At 71.9% G+C, this 17,553-nt stretch carries 12 protein-coding genes; 6 read left to right on the top strand and 6 right to left on the bottom strand.

Annotated features, from left to right (window positions below; all coding sequences use genetic code 11):
* Window positions 1-119: 119 nt before the first annotated feature.
* From SYYSPA8_RS01340 to SYYSPA8_RS01320, 5 genes are all read left to right on the top strand, one after another.
* Window positions 120-5,666 carry a glutamate synthase-related protein gene (locus SYYSPA8_RS01340; RefSeq protein WP_323445002.1) on the top strand — a complete coding sequence of 1,849 codons (5,547 nt, stop codon included), beginning with the start codon at window positions 120-122 and terminating at the stop codon, window positions 5,664-5,666.
* On the top strand, window positions 5,663-7,477 hold the full coding sequence (locus SYYSPA8_RS01335; protein ID WP_323445001.1) for a sulfite reductase subunit alpha: 1,815 nt from the start codon (window positions 5,663-5,665) through the stop codon (window positions 7,475-7,477). Before SYYSPA8_RS01340 ends, SYYSPA8_RS01335 begins: the two co-directional genes overlap by 4 nt.
* 2 nt (window positions 7,478-7,479) lie before the next feature.
* Window positions 7,480-8,403: a hypothetical protein gene (locus SYYSPA8_RS01330; protein ID WP_323445000.1), complete on the top strand. Its 924-nt coding sequence runs from the start codon at window positions 7,480-7,482 to the stop codon at window positions 8,401-8,403.
* A 93-nt stretch (window positions 8,404-8,496) separates the two neighbouring features.
* Window positions 8,497-9,390: an endonuclease/exonuclease/phosphatase family protein gene (locus SYYSPA8_RS01325; RefSeq protein ID WP_323444999.1), complete on the top strand. Its 894-nt coding sequence runs from the start codon at window positions 8,497-8,499 to the stop codon at window positions 9,388-9,390.
* Between the two features lie 318 nt (window positions 9,391-9,708).
* Window positions 9,709-10,983 (top strand): right-handed parallel beta-helix repeat-containing protein, encoded by a 1,275-nt coding sequence (locus SYYSPA8_RS01320; protein ID WP_323444998.1) that lies wholly within the window; start codon window positions 9,709-9,711, stop codon window positions 10,981-10,983.
* A 39-nt stretch (window positions 10,984-11,022) separates the two neighbouring features.
* Here the strand turns inward: SYYSPA8_RS01320 and SYYSPA8_RS01315 are convergent, their stop codons facing one another.
* Complete coding sequence (locus tag SYYSPA8_RS01315) at window positions 11,023-11,988, bottom strand: alpha/beta fold hydrolase (protein ID WP_323444997.1); 966 nt, start codon at window positions 11,986-11,988, stop codon at window positions 11,023-11,025.
* Between the two features lie 160 nt (window positions 11,989-12,148).
* Between SYYSPA8_RS01315 and SYYSPA8_RS01310 the strand changes: the two genes are divergently transcribed.
* On the top strand, window positions 12,149-12,463 hold the full coding sequence (locus tag SYYSPA8_RS01310; protein WP_323444996.1) for an ArsR/SmtB family transcription factor: 315 nt from the start codon (window positions 12,149-12,151) through the stop codon (window positions 12,461-12,463).
* A gap of 119 nt (window positions 12,464-12,582) precedes the next feature.
* Here the strand turns inward: SYYSPA8_RS01310 and SYYSPA8_RS01305 are convergent, their stop codons facing one another.
* Genes SYYSPA8_RS01305 through SYYSPA8_RS01285 form a run of 5 tightly spaced genes read right to left on the bottom strand, consistent with a single transcriptional unit; the run spans window position 12,583 to window position 17,546 of the window.
* Window positions 12,583-13,368 (bottom strand): ABC transporter ATP-binding protein, encoded by a 786-nt coding sequence (locus SYYSPA8_RS01305; protein WP_323444995.1) that lies wholly within the window; start codon window positions 13,366-13,368, stop codon window positions 12,583-12,585.
* On the bottom strand, window positions 13,365-14,165 hold the full coding sequence (locus SYYSPA8_RS01300; RefSeq protein ID WP_323444994.1) for an ABC transporter ATP-binding protein: 801 nt from the start codon (window positions 14,163-14,165) through the stop codon (window positions 13,365-13,367). Before SYYSPA8_RS01300 ends, SYYSPA8_RS01305 begins: the two co-directional genes overlap by 4 nt.
* Window positions 14,162-15,049, bottom strand: a complete 888-nt coding sequence (locus SYYSPA8_RS01295) for an ABC transporter permease (protein ID WP_323444993.1) — start codon at window positions 15,047-15,049, stop codon at window positions 14,162-14,164. The genes SYYSPA8_RS01300 and SYYSPA8_RS01295 overlap by 4 nt, the downstream gene beginning before the upstream one ends.
* Entirely contained in the window at window positions 15,046-16,011 is a 966-nt protein-coding gene (locus SYYSPA8_RS01290) for an ABC transporter permease (protein WP_323444992.1), read from the bottom strand. The genes SYYSPA8_RS01295 and SYYSPA8_RS01290 overlap by 4 nt, the downstream gene beginning before the upstream one ends.
* Window positions 16,011-17,546 (bottom strand): ABC transporter substrate-binding protein, encoded by a 1,536-nt coding sequence (locus SYYSPA8_RS01285; RefSeq protein WP_323444991.1) that lies wholly within the window; start codon window positions 17,544-17,546, stop codon window positions 16,011-16,013. The genes SYYSPA8_RS01290 and SYYSPA8_RS01285 overlap by 1 nt, the downstream gene beginning before the upstream one ends.
* Window positions 17,547-17,553 lie beyond the last annotated feature (7 nt).

The following is a 17,553-nucleotide window of genomic DNA, read 5'->3' as shown; positions in this document are numbered from 1 at the left end:
GCCTTACCGTACTCACTCACACCACTCAGGGCTCGACCGTCGCACCGGTCCGCCCACGGCGAGCGCTTCACCGACGCAGCCTGGCCGTCCGCTGCCGGAATCTCGCTGACGGGACCCACGTGAATCACTCCCCCATCGGTCTGTACGACCCTGCCCGCGACCACAGTGACTGCGGCGTCGGCTTCATCACCCGTCTCGACGGGACGCCGAGCCACGATGTCCTGCGCAAGGGCGACGAAGCCCTCCGCGCCATCCCGCACCGCGGCGGCACGTCCGCCGAGGGCGTCGGCGACGGCGCGGGTGTGAGCGTCGACCTGTCGGTGGAGTTCTTCGGCGCGATCACCGGCGAGGCGCTGCGCGCGGGACACTTCGGCGTCGCGAACTGCTTCGTGCCGGCCGACGCAGGCCGCCGCGACGGCGCGGTGGACCTCGTCGGCCGGAGCATCGCCGCGCAGGGATTCGAGGTCCTGCTGGTCCGCGACGTCCCCGTGGACCACACCGCCGCCCGCCCCGCGGCCGAGCGCCACCAGCTGCCCATCGTGCAGTGGGTGTTCCGCGCGCCCGGGGACTGGGAGCGCGGCGAGGTCGACGCGGCCGCCCACCGCGCGCTGCTCGCCGTCGAGGCCGTCGCCTACGCCGACGACACGTACACGGGGCTGTACCCGCTGTCCCTGAGCGCGCGGACGCAGGTGCTCAAGGGGCGGCTCAACTCCGGCGAGGTCATCGGGTACTTCCGCGATCTCGGCGATCCGCGGCACTCCGTCCGGTCGCTGTACTTCCACACCCGGTTCTCCACGAACACCGAGCCGCACCCGACCATGGCGCAGCCCTTCCGGCTCATGGCGCACAACGGCGAGTTGAACACCGACCGCAAGAACCGCCTGTCCGACGAGGCACTCGCCCGCGCCCGCACCCGGAACATCGTGCGTCCCCCGGGACAGTCGGACTCCAGCCGGCTCGACCAGACCCTCCAGAGCCGGGTCTTCGACGACGGCCTGGACCTCGTCGAGGCCGTCGTGTCCCTCATGCCGCCCGCGTGGGAGAACGACCGCACGCTGCCCGGCGCCGTACGGGACATGCTGGAGTACTTCTCGCTGTACGAGGAGAAGAACGACGGCCCCGCGGCCGTCGTCTTCAGCGACGGGGACGTCGTCGGCGCCCGGCTCGACCGGCTGGGCCTGCGCCCGCTGCGGACCGTCGAGACCGCCGAGTACCTCATGGTGGCGTCGGAGGCCGGCCAGGTCGCGTTCCCCGACGACGAGGTCGTGCACCGGGGCCGCATCGAGGCCGGCGGCATGCTCGTCGTCGACCACCGCACCGGCCGCCGGCTGCGCACCCGCGAGGTGCTCGACGCCCTCGCCGCGCGCCGCCCCTACTCCGAGCTGCTCACCGCCGCACGGGTGAACCTGGACGACCTGCCGGCGCCCGGCTACGAGCGCGGCACGACGACGCTCGGGTACGACGGCGACCTCACCCTCGCCGGCCGCTATGTGGCGTACTCGCTGAACCAGGAGAGCTTCCGCTTCATGCTCGACCCGATGCTCGCCACGGGGTCGGAGCGGATCTCGGCGATGGGGTACGGCAACGCCATCAACGCGCTCAGCGACACCGAGGGCGGGATGGCGAAGTACTTCTCGCAGCGCTTCGCCCAGGTGACGAACCCGCCGCTCGACAGCATCCGCGAGGCCGACGGCATGAGCATGCGGGTCGCCCTCGGCCCGAAGCCCGACGGCACCGGGAACACCGACGGCCGCCGGCTCGTGCTGTCCTCGCCCGTGCTCGGCCACCTCGACATGGTCCGCCTGCGCGACCAGCGGATCGTGCCGCTGGAGCGGTTCGCCATGCTCTACGTCCCGGTGTACGGCGACGAGAGGGCCAACGCCGACGCGCTCCGGTCCGCGCTCGACCGGCTCTGCGACGACGTCGAACGCTTCGCCGCGGACGGGGGCGGCATCGCGCTCCTCACCGACCGGGCGATCTCCTCCACGCATGCGCCGCTGCCGGTGATCCATGCCGTCGCGGCCGTGAACCAGCGCCTCATCGAGACCGGGCTGCGCCTGCGCGTCTCGATCGTGGCGGAGAGCGGTCAGGTGGCCTCCTCGCACCACGTCGCCACCGCGCTCGGCTTCGGCGCCTCGGCGGTCTACAGCCTCAGCGCACGGCTGCGCGCCGAGGAGAAGCACCCGAGCGCACCGGCGCCCGCGGGCGAGGTCACCGCGACCGACCGGGCGCTGGCGAGGTTCCGCAAGGCGGCCGAGAAGTCGCTCGCCAAGACCATGGGCCGCGTCGGGCTGTGCACCGCCGAGAGCTACATCGGCGGCGAGTTCTTTGAACCGAACTACCTCGACACCCGCGACGACGTGTTCGCGCGGATCTTCCCGCACATGGACGCCCCGGTCGGCGGCGTCGGGTTCACCCGTGTCGCGCAGGCCGCGACCGAGTGGCACGAGCGGGCCCGTACCGTGGCGGACGAGCGGCAGATCCCGCTGCTCGGCCTGTTCAAGGAGCGCTCCGACGGCGCCGGGCACTCGTTCGGTGTCACGGCCGTGCGCGGCTTCGCCGGTATGACCGGGGAGCGGCCGGAGTTCGGCCGGGACGACGACTCGGACGCGCTGCGCCTGCTCACGCTCGGCCAACTCGACGACGCGTTCGGCATCACCGACGCCGCGTACCGGAACACCGGGTACGACGCGCTCAGCGACGCCGAGATCGACGCGTTCCGGATCACGCCCGGGTACCGCGCGTTCCTGCGGACGACGCACCAGGAGCGGTCCCGCCGCCCGGCCGCGCTCCGTGATGTGCTCGCGCTGCCCGCGGACGTCACGGGGCTGCGCACCCCGGAGGACTTCGCCCGCGAGCTGGGCCGGTTCTCCACCACCGGCAACGCGAGCGTCACGGTCCGCGGTCTCCTCGTCTCCGTCTCCGACCCGTCGATGGGCGGGGGCGGCGCGGTGACGGCCCGTCTGTGCCTCGCCTCCCCCGGACCCGAGGGCATCGAGCGGCACGCCGCGCTCGCGGACGGGATCACGCTCGCGCACCCCGGCGAGGTCGAGACGCTGGAGACGGACGCCGACGCCGCGGTCGTCGTCGCCGTCGGCGGCGCGGCACGGCTGCTCACGCTCCTCACGAGCGCGCCCGAGAGCCTGCCGCCCGACGCGGTGCAGCCCGCGCACGAGATCACCCGTACCCTCGCGTCCGGCGCGATGAGCCACGGCGCGCTCGTGGCGACCGCGCACGAGGCCGTCGCCCACGGCACGAACATGGTCGGCGCGATGTCGAACAGCGGCGAGGGCGGCGAGCACCACTCCCGGTACGGCACGATCCGCGGCTCCCGGATCAAGCAGTTCGCGTCCGGCCGGTTCGGGATCTGGGCGGGCTACCTCGCCGACCCGATGCTCGAAGAGCTCGAAATCAAGATCGGCCAGGGTGCGAAGCCGGGCGAGGGCGGTCAGCTGCCCACGCCGAAGGTCACCGTCGACATCGCGGCGGCGCGCGGCGGGACCCCGGGCATCGAACTCATCTCGCCGCCGCCGCACCACGACACGTACTCGATCGAGGACCTCGCGCAGCTCATCCACGACTGCAAGGCCGCGCGGGTCCGGGTCGTCGTCAAGCTCGTGTCCTCGGAGGGCATCGGCACCATCGCGGTCGGTGTCGCCAAGGCCGGCGCGGACGTGATCAACGTCGCCGGGAACACCGGCGGCACCGGCGCGGCGGCCGTCACCAGCCTCAAGTACGCGGGGCGGTCGGCGGAGATCGGCGTCGCCGAGGTGCACCAGGCGCTCGTCGCGAACGGGCTCCGGCAGAAGGTCACCCTGCGCTGCTCCGGCGCCCACCAGACCGGCGGCGACGTCGTCACGTCGGCGCTGCTCGGGGCCGACAGCTTCGAGTTCGGGACGACCGCGCTCATGATGCTGGGCTGTGTCATGGCGAAGAACTGCCATGTGAAGTGCCCCGCCGGGCTCACCACGAACGCCGAGGTCTTCGAGGGCGACCCGCGCGCGCTGGCGCAGTACCTGCTCAACATCGCGCACGACGTCCGGCAGATCCTCGCCCGCCTCGGTCTGCGGTCCCTGCGCGAGGCCCGGGGCCGTACGGACCTGTTGCAGCTGCTCGACCACCCCGCGGGCGTCGGGCGCCTCGACGTCCGCCGGCTGCTCGCGCGCGTGCCCGAGAAGGCCGTCGAGAACCCCGAGTACCTGGAGAAGGACTTCACCACCGACGACGCCCTCATCGAGCGGGTCCGTACCGCGCTGCTGGAGCGGCGCGAGCCGGCCGTGCTCATCGAGGGCATCCGCCTCCGCAACAGCGACAAGTCCGTCGGCGGGCAGCTCGGGATCGATGTCGAACGGCTCCTCAACCACGGGCCCGGCGCCGCCGCCCTCGCCGGTGCGCCCGCGGTCGTGACCGACGACCGCGGCCGGCGCCGGCTCGCCGACGGGGCCGTCCATATCCGTACCACCGGATCCGCCGGTCAGTCGTACGGCGTGTTCTGCAACGACGGCATCACCCTCGAACACACCGGCACCGCGAACGACGGCGTCGGCAAGAGCCAGAGCGGCGGCCGGATCGTCGTCCGCGCCCCGGGCGGCGGCAGCGGCGAACGCGGCGGCAATGTGCTCGTCGGGAACTTCGCGCTGTTCGGCGCGACCGGCGGCCGCACCTTCGTACAGGGGGAGGCAGGCGACCGGTTCGCCGTGCGGAACTCGGGCGCGACCGCGGTCGTGGAAGGCCTCGGCGACTTCGGCTGCGAGTACATGACCGGTGGCGCCGTACTCAACCTCGGCGGCTTCGGCAAGGGCCTCGGCAACGGCATGAGCGGCGGGTTCCTGTACCAGTACGACCCGTCGGGCGAGCTGCCCGGCCGGGTGAGCGCGGACTCGCTGCTCGTGTTCCCGGTGACCGACACCGCGCACGGCTCCTTCCACGAGGAAGCCGTCCGGCTGCTCCTGGCCTGGCACCTGGAGGCCACCGGCTCACAGCGGGCGGCCCGGCTGCTTCAGGACTGGGAGGCCGAGCGGCAGCATGTGTACTGCGGGATGCCCCGGGCGCTGCTGCTGTACCAGGACGCCTCCGAGATCCTCGCCGCGGCCACCCGGGCGGAACTGCTCGACGAGCTGGCGACCTCGATCGCGACGGACAAGCTCCGTGCGTTCAAGGTCGACTACCGCGACCGCCGCACCGTGCTCGGCGGCCGGGCCCCGGCCCTCGGCGACCGGGGCGGCGACGGCATGTTCTCGCTGCTGTCGTCGTACACGATCCTCGGTGTCGCCCAGGACCTCGCGCTGAAGCGGGTCCCCGGGGCGCGGGGGCTGGACGACCCCCGGGTCGCCGAGGCGGTCCGGGGCCTCGTGCTGACCGAGGACTTCCTCGTCAGACAGCGGGTCGTGACGTACCTGCGCGGCGCGCTGGAGCGGTTCGCCGACGACGAGCTGGCCACGCTCATCGCGATCAAGCGCCTGGACGACTACAAGCACGCGCTGGGACAGCGGAACAACCTGAGCGTGGACGCCCCCGGCACCTACGGCTGGATCCTCCACCAGAACGCGAAGAACGCCGGCCGGGTCCAAGCCGCCCGGTTCGACGAACTGCTGGCGACGGCGGCACTGGCCGACATCGCCGCGCGCCGCGCCCCGCAGGCCCCGGCCGAGGCGGTGACCGCATGACGCCCCTGCCCCCGACCGGGTCCCTCATCCTGGCCGACGCGCCGTTCTCCGCCGAACAGGAGTCCTGGCTCGCCGGGTTCATCGCGGGCATCGCGGCCGCCGCGAGCCGCGAGCCCGCCGCAGGCGACGCACCGGCGGCGACGGTCGACGTCCTGTTCGGCACGCAGACCGGGACCTGCGAGTTCCTCGCCGGCGAGGTCGTCGCCGGAGCCCGTGCCCGTGGCCTCGGCGGAAGGGCCACCGCGCTCGACGCCATCACGCCCGAGCAGCTGGCCGGCCTGTCCCACCTGCTCGTCGTCACCTCGACGTACGGCGAGGGCGAGATGCCCGACAACGCCGGGCTGTTCTGGGAGGCCCTCCAGGCCGACGGGGCGCCCCGGCTGGAGGGGCTGCGTTACTCGGTCCTCGGCCTCGGTGACCGGGGGTACGACGACTTTTGCCGGGCCGCGAAGCTCATCGACACGCGTCTGGAGCAGCTCGGGGCGGTCCGGCTGCACGACCGCGTGGACTGCGATGTCGACTTCGAGGAGCCCGCGGCGGCGTGGACGGCCGCGGTCCTGGACCGTCTCGCCACGGAGACCGGAGCAACCGGAGCGACCGAAACGACCGGGGCAACCAGGGCGACCGGGGCGACCGGGGCGACCGGGGCGAGTGCCGCGTCCCCGGTGGGCGCCGGGGGCCCGGCCCCGGGTGCCCGCTCCCCCTGGAACAAGCGCAACCCCTACCCCTCCCGCCTCGCCGTGAACAGGGTGCTGTCCTCGCCGGACAGCGCGAAGGAGATCCGCCACTACGAGTTCGACCTCGGCGACAGCGGCATCACCTATGCCGCGGGCGACGCACTCGCCGTCGTGCCGGTGAACGACGACACACTCGTCGGCCTGCTCCTCGAACACCTCGGCGCGCGCGGCGACGAGGATGTCGACGGCCGGCCGCTCGCCGAGGTGCTGCGCACCGGGCGCGAGATCCGCACCCCGTCGAAGGACCTGGTCGCCGCCCTCGCCGAGCGTGCGCCGGCCGGCGAACTCGCCTCGGTCGCCGCCCATGGCGACCCCTCCGACCTGGACTCCTGGCTCCGCGGCCGGGACGTGCTCGACCTGCTCCGTGACGCCGGCTCCGCCGCCCCGGGCCCGGACGAACTGCTGCCGCTCCTGAGGCCGCTCCAGGCACGGCAGTACTCGATCTCGTCGAGCCCGCTCGCCCACCCGGACCGTATCCACCTCACCGTCGCGTCCGTCCGCTACGGCACCGCGCACCGCAGCTACGAGGGTGTCGCCTCGACCTACCTCGCGAACCGGGCCGCCGAGGAGCCGGGGGTCGGCATCTACCTCCAGCCGAACGCCTCCTTCGCCGTCCCGGCGGACGACGACGCCCCGATGATCATGATCGGGCCCGGCACCGGCATCGCGCCCTTCCGCGGCTTCCTGCACGAGCGCGCCGCACGGGGAGCCGCCGGACGCAACTGGCTGTTCTTCGGCGACCAGCACCGCCGTACCGACTTCGTGTACGAGGACGAACTCGCCCACCTGCGGGAGCGGGGCGTCCTCACCCGGCTCGACCTGGCGTTCTCACGCGACCAGGCCGAGAAGATCTATGTGCAGACGCGGATGCGCGAGCGGTCGCGCGAGCTGTACGGATGGCTGGAGGACGGCGCGCACGTCTACGTCTGCGGGGATGCCTCCCGGATGGCGAAGGACGTCGAGGCGGCCCTGCTGGATGTCATCGCCGGGCAGCGCGGACGCGGTGCCGAGGATGCCACGCGGTACCTGGCGGACCTGCGCCGGGCGAAGCGCTACGTACGGGATGTGTACTGAGCATGACGAACCACCTTCCCGAGCGGCGGGACGGCGACGGCCGGCACGCGGCCGAGTGGTACTGCGGCAGGCGCAACAGCACCGTGCGGCCGATCGACCCACGGATGCCGGAGCTGGCCCGCTGCCTGACGCTCTTCCAGCACGTCCAGGCGATCACCGGCGGGCCGGTGGCGCGGATCGAGCAGGCGGGCGGTTACGCGGTCCCGAGCCTGCGCGGCGAGGCGTTCGCCGTCCCACCGGGCTCGATCGCGCTGCGCATCGACGGCGGTGCGGTCGCCTCGGCCGTGGTCGTACGGGACGAGGGCACCGGCGCGGTCGCCCTGCACCTGTTCGACGCGGACGGCCGAACCGTCCACCAGGGGAGGCTGCTCTCCGAGGGGGACCGTCTGCTGGCCGGACTCGCCGGCCCGGCCGGCCCCGGGCTGCCCGCCACCGGGCCGTCCGCGGCCCCGGAGGTGCCCGCGTGGGAGAACGGCGACCAGCTCGCCCAGCTCGACGCGGTCCTGGCGGACGGCGGGGCCGCCCGGCGCCGGGCGTTCGCCCGGTACCGCGGCGAGCACCGCGCGATCGACGCCGGCGTCGTGCCCTCGGTGCTGGACCACGTCTGCTCGGCCGGGCTGCCGATCGGCGTCGCGGTGTTCGGCCCGGCGGCCATGCAGGCGTGCGCCGGCCGGGTGCACGTCACCGACCGGACCCTGGGCGGGCAGGTGTTCGCGGCGATCGCGGAGAGCACGGTGGAGATCGGCCTGCCGCGGGTCCGTGCGTGCCACCTCGTCCGCTCCCCGGCCGCGCACGGGCCGACCTCGGCGATCGAGCTGGACGACGAGGACGGGCGCTGTGTCGCGGTCGTCACGCAGTTCGGGATCGTCGGGGAGGACGTGCACACGGCGTGGGAGCACCTGGCGGCGTCCCTGCCCGACGCGTAGAGATCTCCCCCGCCCACGGAGGCGGCTCCGTCCGGGCGCGTCAAGATCCGGCACCGCGTGCATGGCTCACAGCACCGTCCCGTAACCTCCTGCATGGAGACGGCAGATGCCACAGGTATCCCCACGGAGGAGGCGCTGGTGCTCGGACGGGGCATGCGGTTGCTCGCAGGCGCCATGACCCTGGCCTGCATGGTGCTCGTCGGCCCCAGCGCGCCCAGCGGTGCCCTCGCCGGTTCACTGCCCGTCGAGCCCGTCAGGGACGTCGTACCGAACCGGGTCATGACGTGGAACATCTGCAACCCCTGCGGCGACGAGGGCAACGCGGGCCGGGCGGCGGAGATCGCCACGTACGCGCCCCAGGTCATCGGCATGCAGGAAGCGTGCGTCCGCGACGTCGAGAAGATCCGTGAGTACCTGAGGAACCGTTACGGACTGGTCTACCACGTCGAGTACGGGACGGTTCTGCGGAAACGGAGCCGCTGCGGGGGAATGCCGTGGTGGCCGGGGGCCTACGGCCAGGCGGTCCTCTCGGCGGCACCGATGACGGACCATGTGAACGTGGAGTACCCCGACGGCGGCTCCGAGGACCGCGGATACATGGCGGTCACCACCACGGTGGGCGGCAAGCCCGTCCGGGTCTTCAACACCCACCTCGCCCACCGGCACCAGGCCGACATCCGGGCGGGCCAGGTCGGCGTCCTCGCCACAGAGGTCGCCCGGCACGACCGCGCGATCGTCCTCGGCGACTTCAACGCGGTGCCGGACGCCTCCGAGCTCGACCGGATCTGGGCGCTGGCCGCGGACACGGACCCCCGGTGCCGTCCCACGTCCAGCGGCACCTGCGGGATCACCACCGACTGGCAGAGCAAGTTCGACTACATCTTCCTGCGGGGCATCGCCCCGCTCGCGCACGGGGTCCGGGACACCTCGTACTCGGACCACCACCTGGTCCACGCCGATCTGGGCCCGGCCCGAGTGGACTCCTGACCGGAGACCGCGTGTACCGGCCGGCGTGGGCTTCGCGGGTCCGCTCGGTCCGCCGGCGCCGTGATGCCGTGATGCCGGGTTCTCGGTCGAAGAGGCCCGCAGGCCTGTATTTATATGAATAAGTGGATATCGCACTGACAATCGTGATTCAGTCAAGCTTCAGCCGACTTAGGTCATTTTTTGTCACTCCATAGCCTTCCGCCGGCTTTCGCTTGACCCTGTGCGGGAGGACGGGCCATCCGTCCCGATCGCGGCCCAAGGGTCCGTACCCGGCCCCGGAAGCCCGGTCGGCAGCGCCAGGGCAGAGGGAGTCTCGGCATGATCCGTATCTCCAGAACGCTTCCTTCGAGGTGGTTCGCGGCGGCGGGAGCAGCCGCGCTGTTCAGCTGGTCGGTGAACCCGCCGGCCGCACACGCCGCGCAGCTCTCCTGCGGTCGGACGGTCACGGCCGACGTCGTTCTCACCGCCGATCTGCTCGACTGCCCCGGCGACGGTCTGATCGTCGGCGCCAGTGGCATCACCATCGACCTCAACGGCCACACCCTCGACGGCGTCGGCCTGGGCGTGGGGATCCGCAACGACGGGTTCGACAACACCACCGTCACCAACAGCTCCGGCACTGCCGCCGTTGTGGAGCACTTCGACCACGGCGTACGGCTCGGGCCCGGAGCGTCGGGCAATGTCGTCGAGGAACTCACCGTCCAGGAGAACGAGCTCTCCGGCATCGAACTCGACAACGCCGACGGCGACAATCGCCTACGCGACAATCTCATCGAACGACAGGCCCAGCGGGGTGTCGTGATCACCGGCGGATCGAGCGGCAACGCGCTCACCGGCAATACGATCACCGCCAACCAGGGCGAGGGCGTCTTCCTCCAGAACTCGGACGCCAACCGCCTCGAAGGCAACCACATCGCCGACAGCGGGGACGGCGGCCTGATCCTGGAAGGCGCCGGCGGCAACACCCTGCTGACCAACACCATCGGCAACAGCAGCGACGGTGCGATCGTCCTCCGGCTCGGCTCGAACAGCAACCTCGTCCAGGGCAACTCGTCCTCCCTGAACCAGGATGCCGGTATGACCGTCTCCGACTCCACCGGAAACCACATCCTGTCCAACACGCTCCAGGACAACGGCGACAGCGGCATCTTCCTCCAGTCGTCCCACGACAACACGGTCACCGGAAACGACGTCAGCAGGAACACCGGCGGCATCGAGCTGAGCGGAGCCGACCGCAATCTGATCCAGTCCAACCTCGCCGACCACACCACCGGTGACGGAATCAGCCTGGAGCACTCCCTCGGCAACACCCTGCGGCTCAACCAGGCCGGCCACAACGGCTCACGGGGCATCCATGTCGACGGAGAGGCGGCGCCCGGAACCGGCAACCGGCTGATCGGCAACACCGCCGACGCCAACCTGGGCGACGGCATCGTCGTCTCCAAGGCCGTTCACACCCTCCAGGGCAACACCGCCCGCGACAACGACGGCTGGGGCATCCTCGCCGACCCGGGCAACGCCGACGGCGGGGGCAACCGGGCAGGCGGCAACGCCGAACCCGGTCAGTGCGCCGGCGTCGTCTGCACTCCCTGAGGTCCTGCCCGGCCGGCCGGGCAGGAGCGCCCCGGGTGGTCAGCCCAGGAAGGCGGTCAGGGCGTCGATGACCGCCCTGGGCTGCTCCTCGGGGAGGTAGTGGCCGCAGTCGGCGACTTCCCGCACGGTCACCTCAGTGCCCTTGGCGGGCATCAGATCGCGGAGGTAGGCGTAGTTGCTGTGTTCGCCGCCGAGAGCGAGCAGGGGCACGGTCACCGGTCCGTAGGTGCGCTCGTCGGCGATGTCACGGTTGAACGCCTGGTACCAGCCGTTCCCGGCGCGGATGGCGTCGGGGGTGGCGTAGGCGTGCGCGTAGACCTGCCGGGAGAAGTCGTCCAGGGTGTCCGGGTCGTGCGCCAGGTACGCGAAGAGCCAGTCCACCAGGGGCCGGGAGCGGCCTTCCAGCAGCTGCTCGGGCAGGCCCCTGATCTGGTTGAAGGCGAACCACCACAGATAGGTCCGGTCGCCGGCCTCGACGACCGAGTCTGCGTGCTGGTCCGGGCCGGGGAGCAGGCCGAGTGCGGAAAGGCTCGCGTCCGGATGCGGGACGTCCAGCAGGACGGCGCGGGTGGTCGCCTCGGGGTGGTTGGCCGCGTGGGCGTAGGCGACCATGGCGCCGATGTCGTGTCCGGCGATGCCGGCCGTGGTCAGACCGAGGTGGCGGATGAGTTCGCGGATGTCGCGGGCCATGGTCTTCTTGTCGTAGCCGCCGGCGGGCTTGTCCGAGCCGCCCATGCCGCGCAGGTCGACGGCGATCACCCGGTACCGGCGGGCGAGTTCGGGCATGACCTTGTGCCACTGCCACCAGGTCTGGGGCCAGCCGCCCAGCAGGATCAGCGGCTCGCCCGTACCGCCCGTCACGTAGTGCAGCCGGATTCCGTTGACGTCGGCGTGGCGGCTGGTGAATCCGGGGCCGAGCCGGCGGGCGAGGGCGACGTCGCTCAGCGGTCCGTCCACAGGGGTGTTCAGCGGATCGGTCGCCGGTGCGGTCAGGGGCGTGGGCATGACAGTCCTCCAGGGATGAGCCGCCCGTGGCGGCAGGCGCGCACGGGACACGGGGACACGGGGACACGGAAGAACCGTACGAACATCTCGTACGATCGAACGTACGAGATACTCGTACGATTCGATGGCCGCTGTCAATGGGCTCACGTACAGTGAGGGCATGGAGGATCTGCACCACCCCGACGCCTCGGACATCCGCCTGGTCGATGTCCTGGCGGCGCTGGGTCACCCCGTTCGCCTGGAGGCCGCGCGCACGCTGGCGAGCGGCGAGGAGCGGTTCTGCGGCGAAATCCTGCGCGATGTGCCGAAGTCGAGCATGACCCACCACTGGCGCATACTCCGGGAGAGCGGCGTGATCCGCCAGCGGCGCGACGGCCGGAAGTTCTTCCTCACCCTGCGCCGCGACGACCTGGACTCCCGCTTTCCCGGTCTACTCGACCTCGTCCTCGCCGACCGGGAAGCGGCCTCCTCGTAGGCGCCGCTCGAACGCGCCGGCGCCGTGCGCGCGTACCGACCGAGACGAGCGCGGCCCCGCCCCGCGGACGCCGTACGGTCGCCACCACCGCGGTGCCGCCGCACCACGGCACGACACCGCTACGCCGGCAAGCGCGGGACGCTCGACATCAGGCGCTGCGTGTACGGGTGCTCCGGCGCGCCCAGGACCCGGTCCGTCGCCCCCTCCTCCACCACGCGGCCCTTCTCCAGCACCGCCGTACGGTCGCACAGCGACGCCACCACGGACAGGTCGTGGGAGACCATCACCAGCGTCAGACCGCGTTCCTCGCGCAGTTCGCTCAGAAGGTCCACGACCCTGACGCGGGTGGTGACGTCCAGCGCGCTGACGGGCTCGTCGGCGAGGAGCACGCGGGGGTCGCACACCGTCGCGCGGGCGATCGCGATCCGCTGCCGCTGACCGCCGGAGAACTCGTGCGGGTAGCGGTCGGCCGCGTCCGCCGGCAGGCCGACCGCGGCCAGCGCGGCGGCCACCTTGGGCACCGCGGTGCGACGGTCGTCGAGGCCGAGGGAGCGCAGCGGTTCGGCCACGGTGTAGCCGATGCGGCGGCGCGGGTCGAGCGAGGAGTACGGGTCCTGGAAGACGCACTGCACGCCGCGCCGGAAGCGCCGCATCAGGTCGCGGTCGCGCGGCCGCAGCTCGGCCCCGTCGAAACGGATCGTGCCCGCGGTGGGCCGGGCGAGCCCGAGCAGCAGCCTGAGCAGGGTGGTCTTGCCGGTGCCCGACTCGCCCACGAGCGCGAGGCTCTCCCCGGCGGCGACGGCGAGGTGGATGTCGCTCAGGACGGGCGCGGGGCTGCCCCGGTACGCGTAGGAGACGCCGTCCAGCTCCAGCACCGGCACCGGCACGGCCTTGGTGGGTGTCATCGCGTCCTCCGTCGGTCCAGGGCGTGCTCCAGCCGGCGTGCGCTGTCGACCAGGGCCGCGGTGTAGGGGTCGCGGGGTGCGTGCACCACGTCGCGTACGGGTCCTTCCTCGACCGCCCGGCCGTCCTTGAGGACGATGACCCGCTCCGAGGTCCGCGCCACCACGGCGAGGTCGTGGCTGATGAACAGCAGCGCCATCGCCCGCTCCCGTACGAGTGCGTCGAGCAGGTCGAGCAGGTCGGACTGGACGGTGACGTCGAGCGCGGTCGTCGGTTCGTCGGCGATCAGGAGCCGGGGCTCGCAGGCCAGGGCCATCGCGAGGGCGACCCGCTGCCGCTGGCCGCCGGAGATCTCGTGGGGGAAGGAGCGGGCCAGCCGTTCGGGTTCGGGGAGCCGGACCTGGCGGAGGGCTTCGACGACGGCGTGGCGCAGCGCGGCGCCCTTCAGGCCGCGGTGGCGGGCCAGGGGCCCGGCGATCTGGCGGCCGACGCGCATCAGCGGGTCGAGCGCGGTCAGGGGCTCCTGGAAGACGATCGCGGCCTGGCGGCCCCGTACCGCGGTGAGCTGTTTCTCGGTGGCGCCCACGACCTGGGTGCCGGCGAGTTCGACGCTGCCGGTGGCGGTCATCCCCTCGGGCAGCAGCCCGAGGGCGGCGAGCGAGGTCAGGGACTTGCCCGACCCCGACTCGCCGATCAGGCCGAGGCGTTCGCCGGGGGCGACGCTCAGGGACAGGTGGTCCACGAGGGTGCGCCCGTCGGCGGTGCGGACGACCAGGTCGCGGATGGCGAGGATGCTCATGCGGGCCTCTCGCGGGTGGTCGGGTCGAGGGTGTCGCGCAGCCCGTCGGCGACCAGGTTGACGCCGATGACGAGGACGACCAGGAGGATCCCGGGGGCGAGTGCCCCGATCGGGGCGGTGGTGAAGGTGGCCTGGGCCTCCAGCAGCAGCCGGCCCCAGGAGGCGTTGGGCGGCGGCGCGCCGAGCCCGAGGTAGGACAGGCCCGCTTCGGCGAGGACCGCGAGACCGAACTGGAGCGCCAGGTTGACCGCGAGGGTGGGCCAGATGTTGGGCAGGACGTGGCCGGCCACGATCCGTCCCCAGGAGGTGCCGGAGGTGCGGGCGGCGGTGATGTAGTCCTGCGCCAGGACCCGTTTGACCAGGATGCGCACGAGCCGTGCGACGACCGCGCTCTGGGCGAGGCCGATGGCGAGGACCGCCGAGCCGAGGGTGCCGGAGCGGGCGGCCACGACGAGCATCGCGAGCAGCAGGGTCGGGAAGGCGATCAGGATGTCGAGGAAGCCGGAGAGGGTGTCGTCGAGCCACCCCTGGGCGAAGGCGGCGAGGACGCCGAGCACCAGTCCGAGGGTCCCGGCGATCAGGACGGAGCCGAGTCCCGCCCGGAAGGCGATCGTGGCGCCGTTCATCACCTGGGTCAGCAGGTCCCGGCCGAGCTTGTCGGTGCCGAGGAGGTGGTCCCCGTCGGGTCCGGTGAGCCGTCCGCCGGAGGTGTCGTCGGTGGCGTAGGGGAGCCAGAAGAGGGCGACGAGGGCGAGCAGGGCGATCGAGCCGGCCAGCACGCAGCCGGTGATCAGGGTGGACGAGCGCCGGGCGGTGCGGCGCTCCGTCCCCGCCCCGGCGCGCTTCATCGCGGGTGCGGTGGTCGCGGGTTCGATGGACGTCACCGGGGGCCTCCCGACAGTCCGGCGCGCAGGCGCGGGTCGACGATCCGCTGGACGAGGTCGGCGGCGAAGCCGATCAGCAGGACCGCGAGGGTGGACACGAACAGCACGCCCTGGATGACGGGGTAGTCGTGCTGGGTGATGCCGGTGGTGAGCAGGGAGCCGAGCCCCGGCAGGGCGAAGACGGACTCCACGACGACCGCGCCGAGGAGGGTGGAGGCCAGCTCGATGCCGAGGACGGAGATGACCGGTACGGAAGCGTTGCGCAGCCCGTGCCGCCACATCGCGCCGCCGAAGGAGGATCCCAGGGCGCGGGCGGTGCGCAGGTGGTCGCTGTCGAGGACGTCGAGGGTGGCGGAGCGGACGTACCGGATCAGGGACGCGCTCATCACCAGGGCGATGGTGATCACCGGGAGGACGAGTGAGCGGACCGCTTCGCCGGGCCGGGTCCAGCCGTCGGGCGGGAAGCCGCCGGCGGGGAACCAGCGGGCGTTCACCGCGAGGACCACGATCAGGATCATGCCGAGCCAGAACACCGGGATGGCGATGCCGAGCTGGGAGACGCCGTTGAGGAGTGCCCCGTACCAGGTGCGCCGCTTGTGGGCGGCGAGGAAGCCGGCGGGTACGGCGATCAGCACGGCCAGCACGAAGGCGGCGAGGGTGAGCGGGAGGGTGACCTGGAGCCGGGTGGTGACCTCGGGCCCCACCGGCAGCGAGCTGACGAAGGAGGTGCCGAGGTCACCGCGGACCAACTGGCCGATCCAGTGGACGAACTGCTCCGGCAGGGGGCGGTCCGAGCCGATCGAGGCGCGGGCGGCGGCGATCTGCTCGTCGGTGGCTCCGACGGCGGTCAGCGCGTTGGCCGGGTCGCCGGGGAGCATCCGCAGCAGGACGAAGAGCACCACGCTCGCCAGTGCCAGCGAGATCAGCAGGAAGGCGAAGCGCCGCAGGACGTAGCGCGCCATCAGCCCTTCTTGATGTCGTAGGCGTAGAACTGCGAGTTCAGGCCGTTGAGCGGGTAGCCGGTGAGCCGGCTGTCGGCCACCACGATCTGCGGGTAGAGGTAGAGCCAGTCGCTGGCCGCGTCCTCGGCGGTCCTGCGGTTGACCTTCTTCAGCAGCTCGGTCTGCGCGGCGGCGGTGGAGGACTGTTCGGCCTGCTCGACCCACTGGGTGACCTGCGGGTTGTCATAGCCCCAGTAGAAGTCCGGGTTTCCGTACCAGACCAGGTCGCGGTCGTTGACGTGCTCCTGGAGCGTGGCCTGGAAGTCCCGGTTCTTGTAGACCTTGGTGTACCACTCGTCCGACGTGATCGTGTTGATCCTGACGGTGATGCCGACCTTGGCGAGCTGGGAGGTGATGAAGGTGGCGGCCGTGGGGTGCGGGTCGTAGTTGGGGGTGTCGAGGGTGAGGCTGAAGCCCTTCGGGTATCCGGCTTCGGCCAGCAGCTTCCGGGCGCGCTCGGGGTCGTGGGTGTCGAGCGCGGTGAGGTCCTCGTACCACGGGTCGGTGGGCGGGACCATGGAGCCGATCAGCTTGCCGTGGCCGCCCCAGACGGACTCCAGCAGCTTCTTGTCGTCGATGGCGTAGGACACCGCCTGGCGGACCCGGGTGTCGTCGAAGGGCTTGGCCCTGTCGTTGAAGGCGAGCAGCAGCTTGGTGGTGGAGTTGCCCTCGGTGACCTTGTAGGCGGGGTTGTTCTTGAACTGGTCGAGGGCGTCGGGCGACTGCTCGCTGGTGACCACGTCGACGGCGTTGGTCAGCAGGGCATTGTTGAGTGCGGTGGCGTCCTTGAAGTAGCGGAAGACGACCTTCTTGTTGGCCGCCGCGTCGCTCCAGTAGTCGGCGAAGCGGTCCAGGCTCAGGGCGGAGCCGCGGGTCCAGCGGTCGAGCCGGTAGGGGCCGGTGCCGTCCTCGCGCTGCTTGAGGTCCTTCGCCTCGGAGTTGACGATCCACACATAGGTGAGGTTGTAGACGAAGGAGATCGACTTCTGGGAGAGCGTGACGGTGACGGTGCGCGGGTCGGGGGTGGCGATCGACTTCACCACGGAGAGGTTCTTCTTCCGCGCCGACTGGGAGTCGGGGGCGAGCACCCGCTCCAGGCTGTGCTTGACGTCCTGGCTGGTAAGCGCCTTGCCGCTGTGGAAGGTCACGCCGCCCTGGAGGGTGAAGGTGTAGGTCAGGCCGTCGGGGCTGACCCGGTGGGACTCGGCGAGGAGCGGTTGGACCTTGCCGCCGTCGGTGAGCCTGAACAGCCCTTCGTAGACGTTGCCGTGGAGGGCTTCGGTGACGCCCTGTCCGCCGCCGCCGGTGTTGTCGAGGTTCTGCGGCTCGTAGAGGGAGCCGATGTTCACGGTGGCGTCCGGGTCGTGCTTGCCGCCGGAGGCGGTGCCGGTGGAGCCGCCGGCGCAGGCGGTGAGGGTGAGGGCGAGGACCACTGCGGTCGCGGCGGTCGCGGCGGAGGACAGGCCGAGGTTCTTGGTGTTTATGACAGTGTTCATGACAGAA

It is taken from the genome of Streptomyces yaizuensis, assembly GCF_034961445.1.
GTDB lineage: Bacteria > Actinomycetota > Actinomycetes > Streptomycetales > Streptomycetaceae > Streptomyces > Streptomyces yaizuensis.
The sequence above is the reverse complement of the archived record's forward strand: the minus strand, read 5'-3'. Positions and strand labels throughout refer to the sequence as shown.

Excerpts from the sequence above, each read along its gene's own strand:
- SYYSPA8_RS01290 (WP_323444992.1), bottom strand. The coding sequence starts at position 16,011 with ATGGCGCGCTACGTCCTGCGGCGCTTCGCCTTCCTGCTGATCTCGCTG.
- SYYSPA8_RS01320 (WP_323444998.1), top strand. The coding sequence starts at position 9,709 with ATGATCCGTATCTCCAGAACGCTTCCTTCGAGGTGGTTCGCGGCGGCG.
- SYYSPA8_RS01285 (WP_323444991.1), bottom strand. The coding sequence starts at position 17,546 with ATGAACACTGTCATAAACACCAAGAACCTCGGCCTGTCCTCCGCCGCG.
- SYYSPA8_RS01325 (WP_323444999.1), top strand. The coding sequence starts at position 8,497 with ATGGAGACGGCAGATGCCACAGGTATCCCCACGGAGGAGGCGCTGGTG.
- SYYSPA8_RS01335 (WP_323445001.1), top strand. The coding sequence starts at position 5,663 with ATGACGCCCCTGCCCCCGACCGGGTCCCTCATCCTGGCCGACGCGCCG.
- SYYSPA8_RS01305 (WP_323444995.1), bottom strand. The coding sequence starts at position 13,368 with ATGACACCCACCAAGGCCGTGCCGGTGCCGGTGCTGGAGCTGGACGGC.
- SYYSPA8_RS01300 (WP_323444994.1), bottom strand. The coding sequence starts at position 14,165 with ATGAGCATCCTCGCCATCCGCGACCTGGTCGTCCGCACCGCCGACGGG.
- SYYSPA8_RS01310 (WP_323444996.1), top strand. The coding sequence starts at position 12,149 with ATGGAGGATCTGCACCACCCCGACGCCTCGGACATCCGCCTGGTCGAT.
- SYYSPA8_RS01330 (WP_323445000.1), top strand. The coding sequence starts at position 7,480 with ATGACGAACCACCTTCCCGAGCGGCGGGACGGCGACGGCCGGCACGCG.
- SYYSPA8_RS01315 (WP_323444997.1), bottom strand. The coding sequence starts at position 11,988 with ATGCCCACGCCCCTGACCGCACCGGCGACCGATCCGCTGAACACCCCT.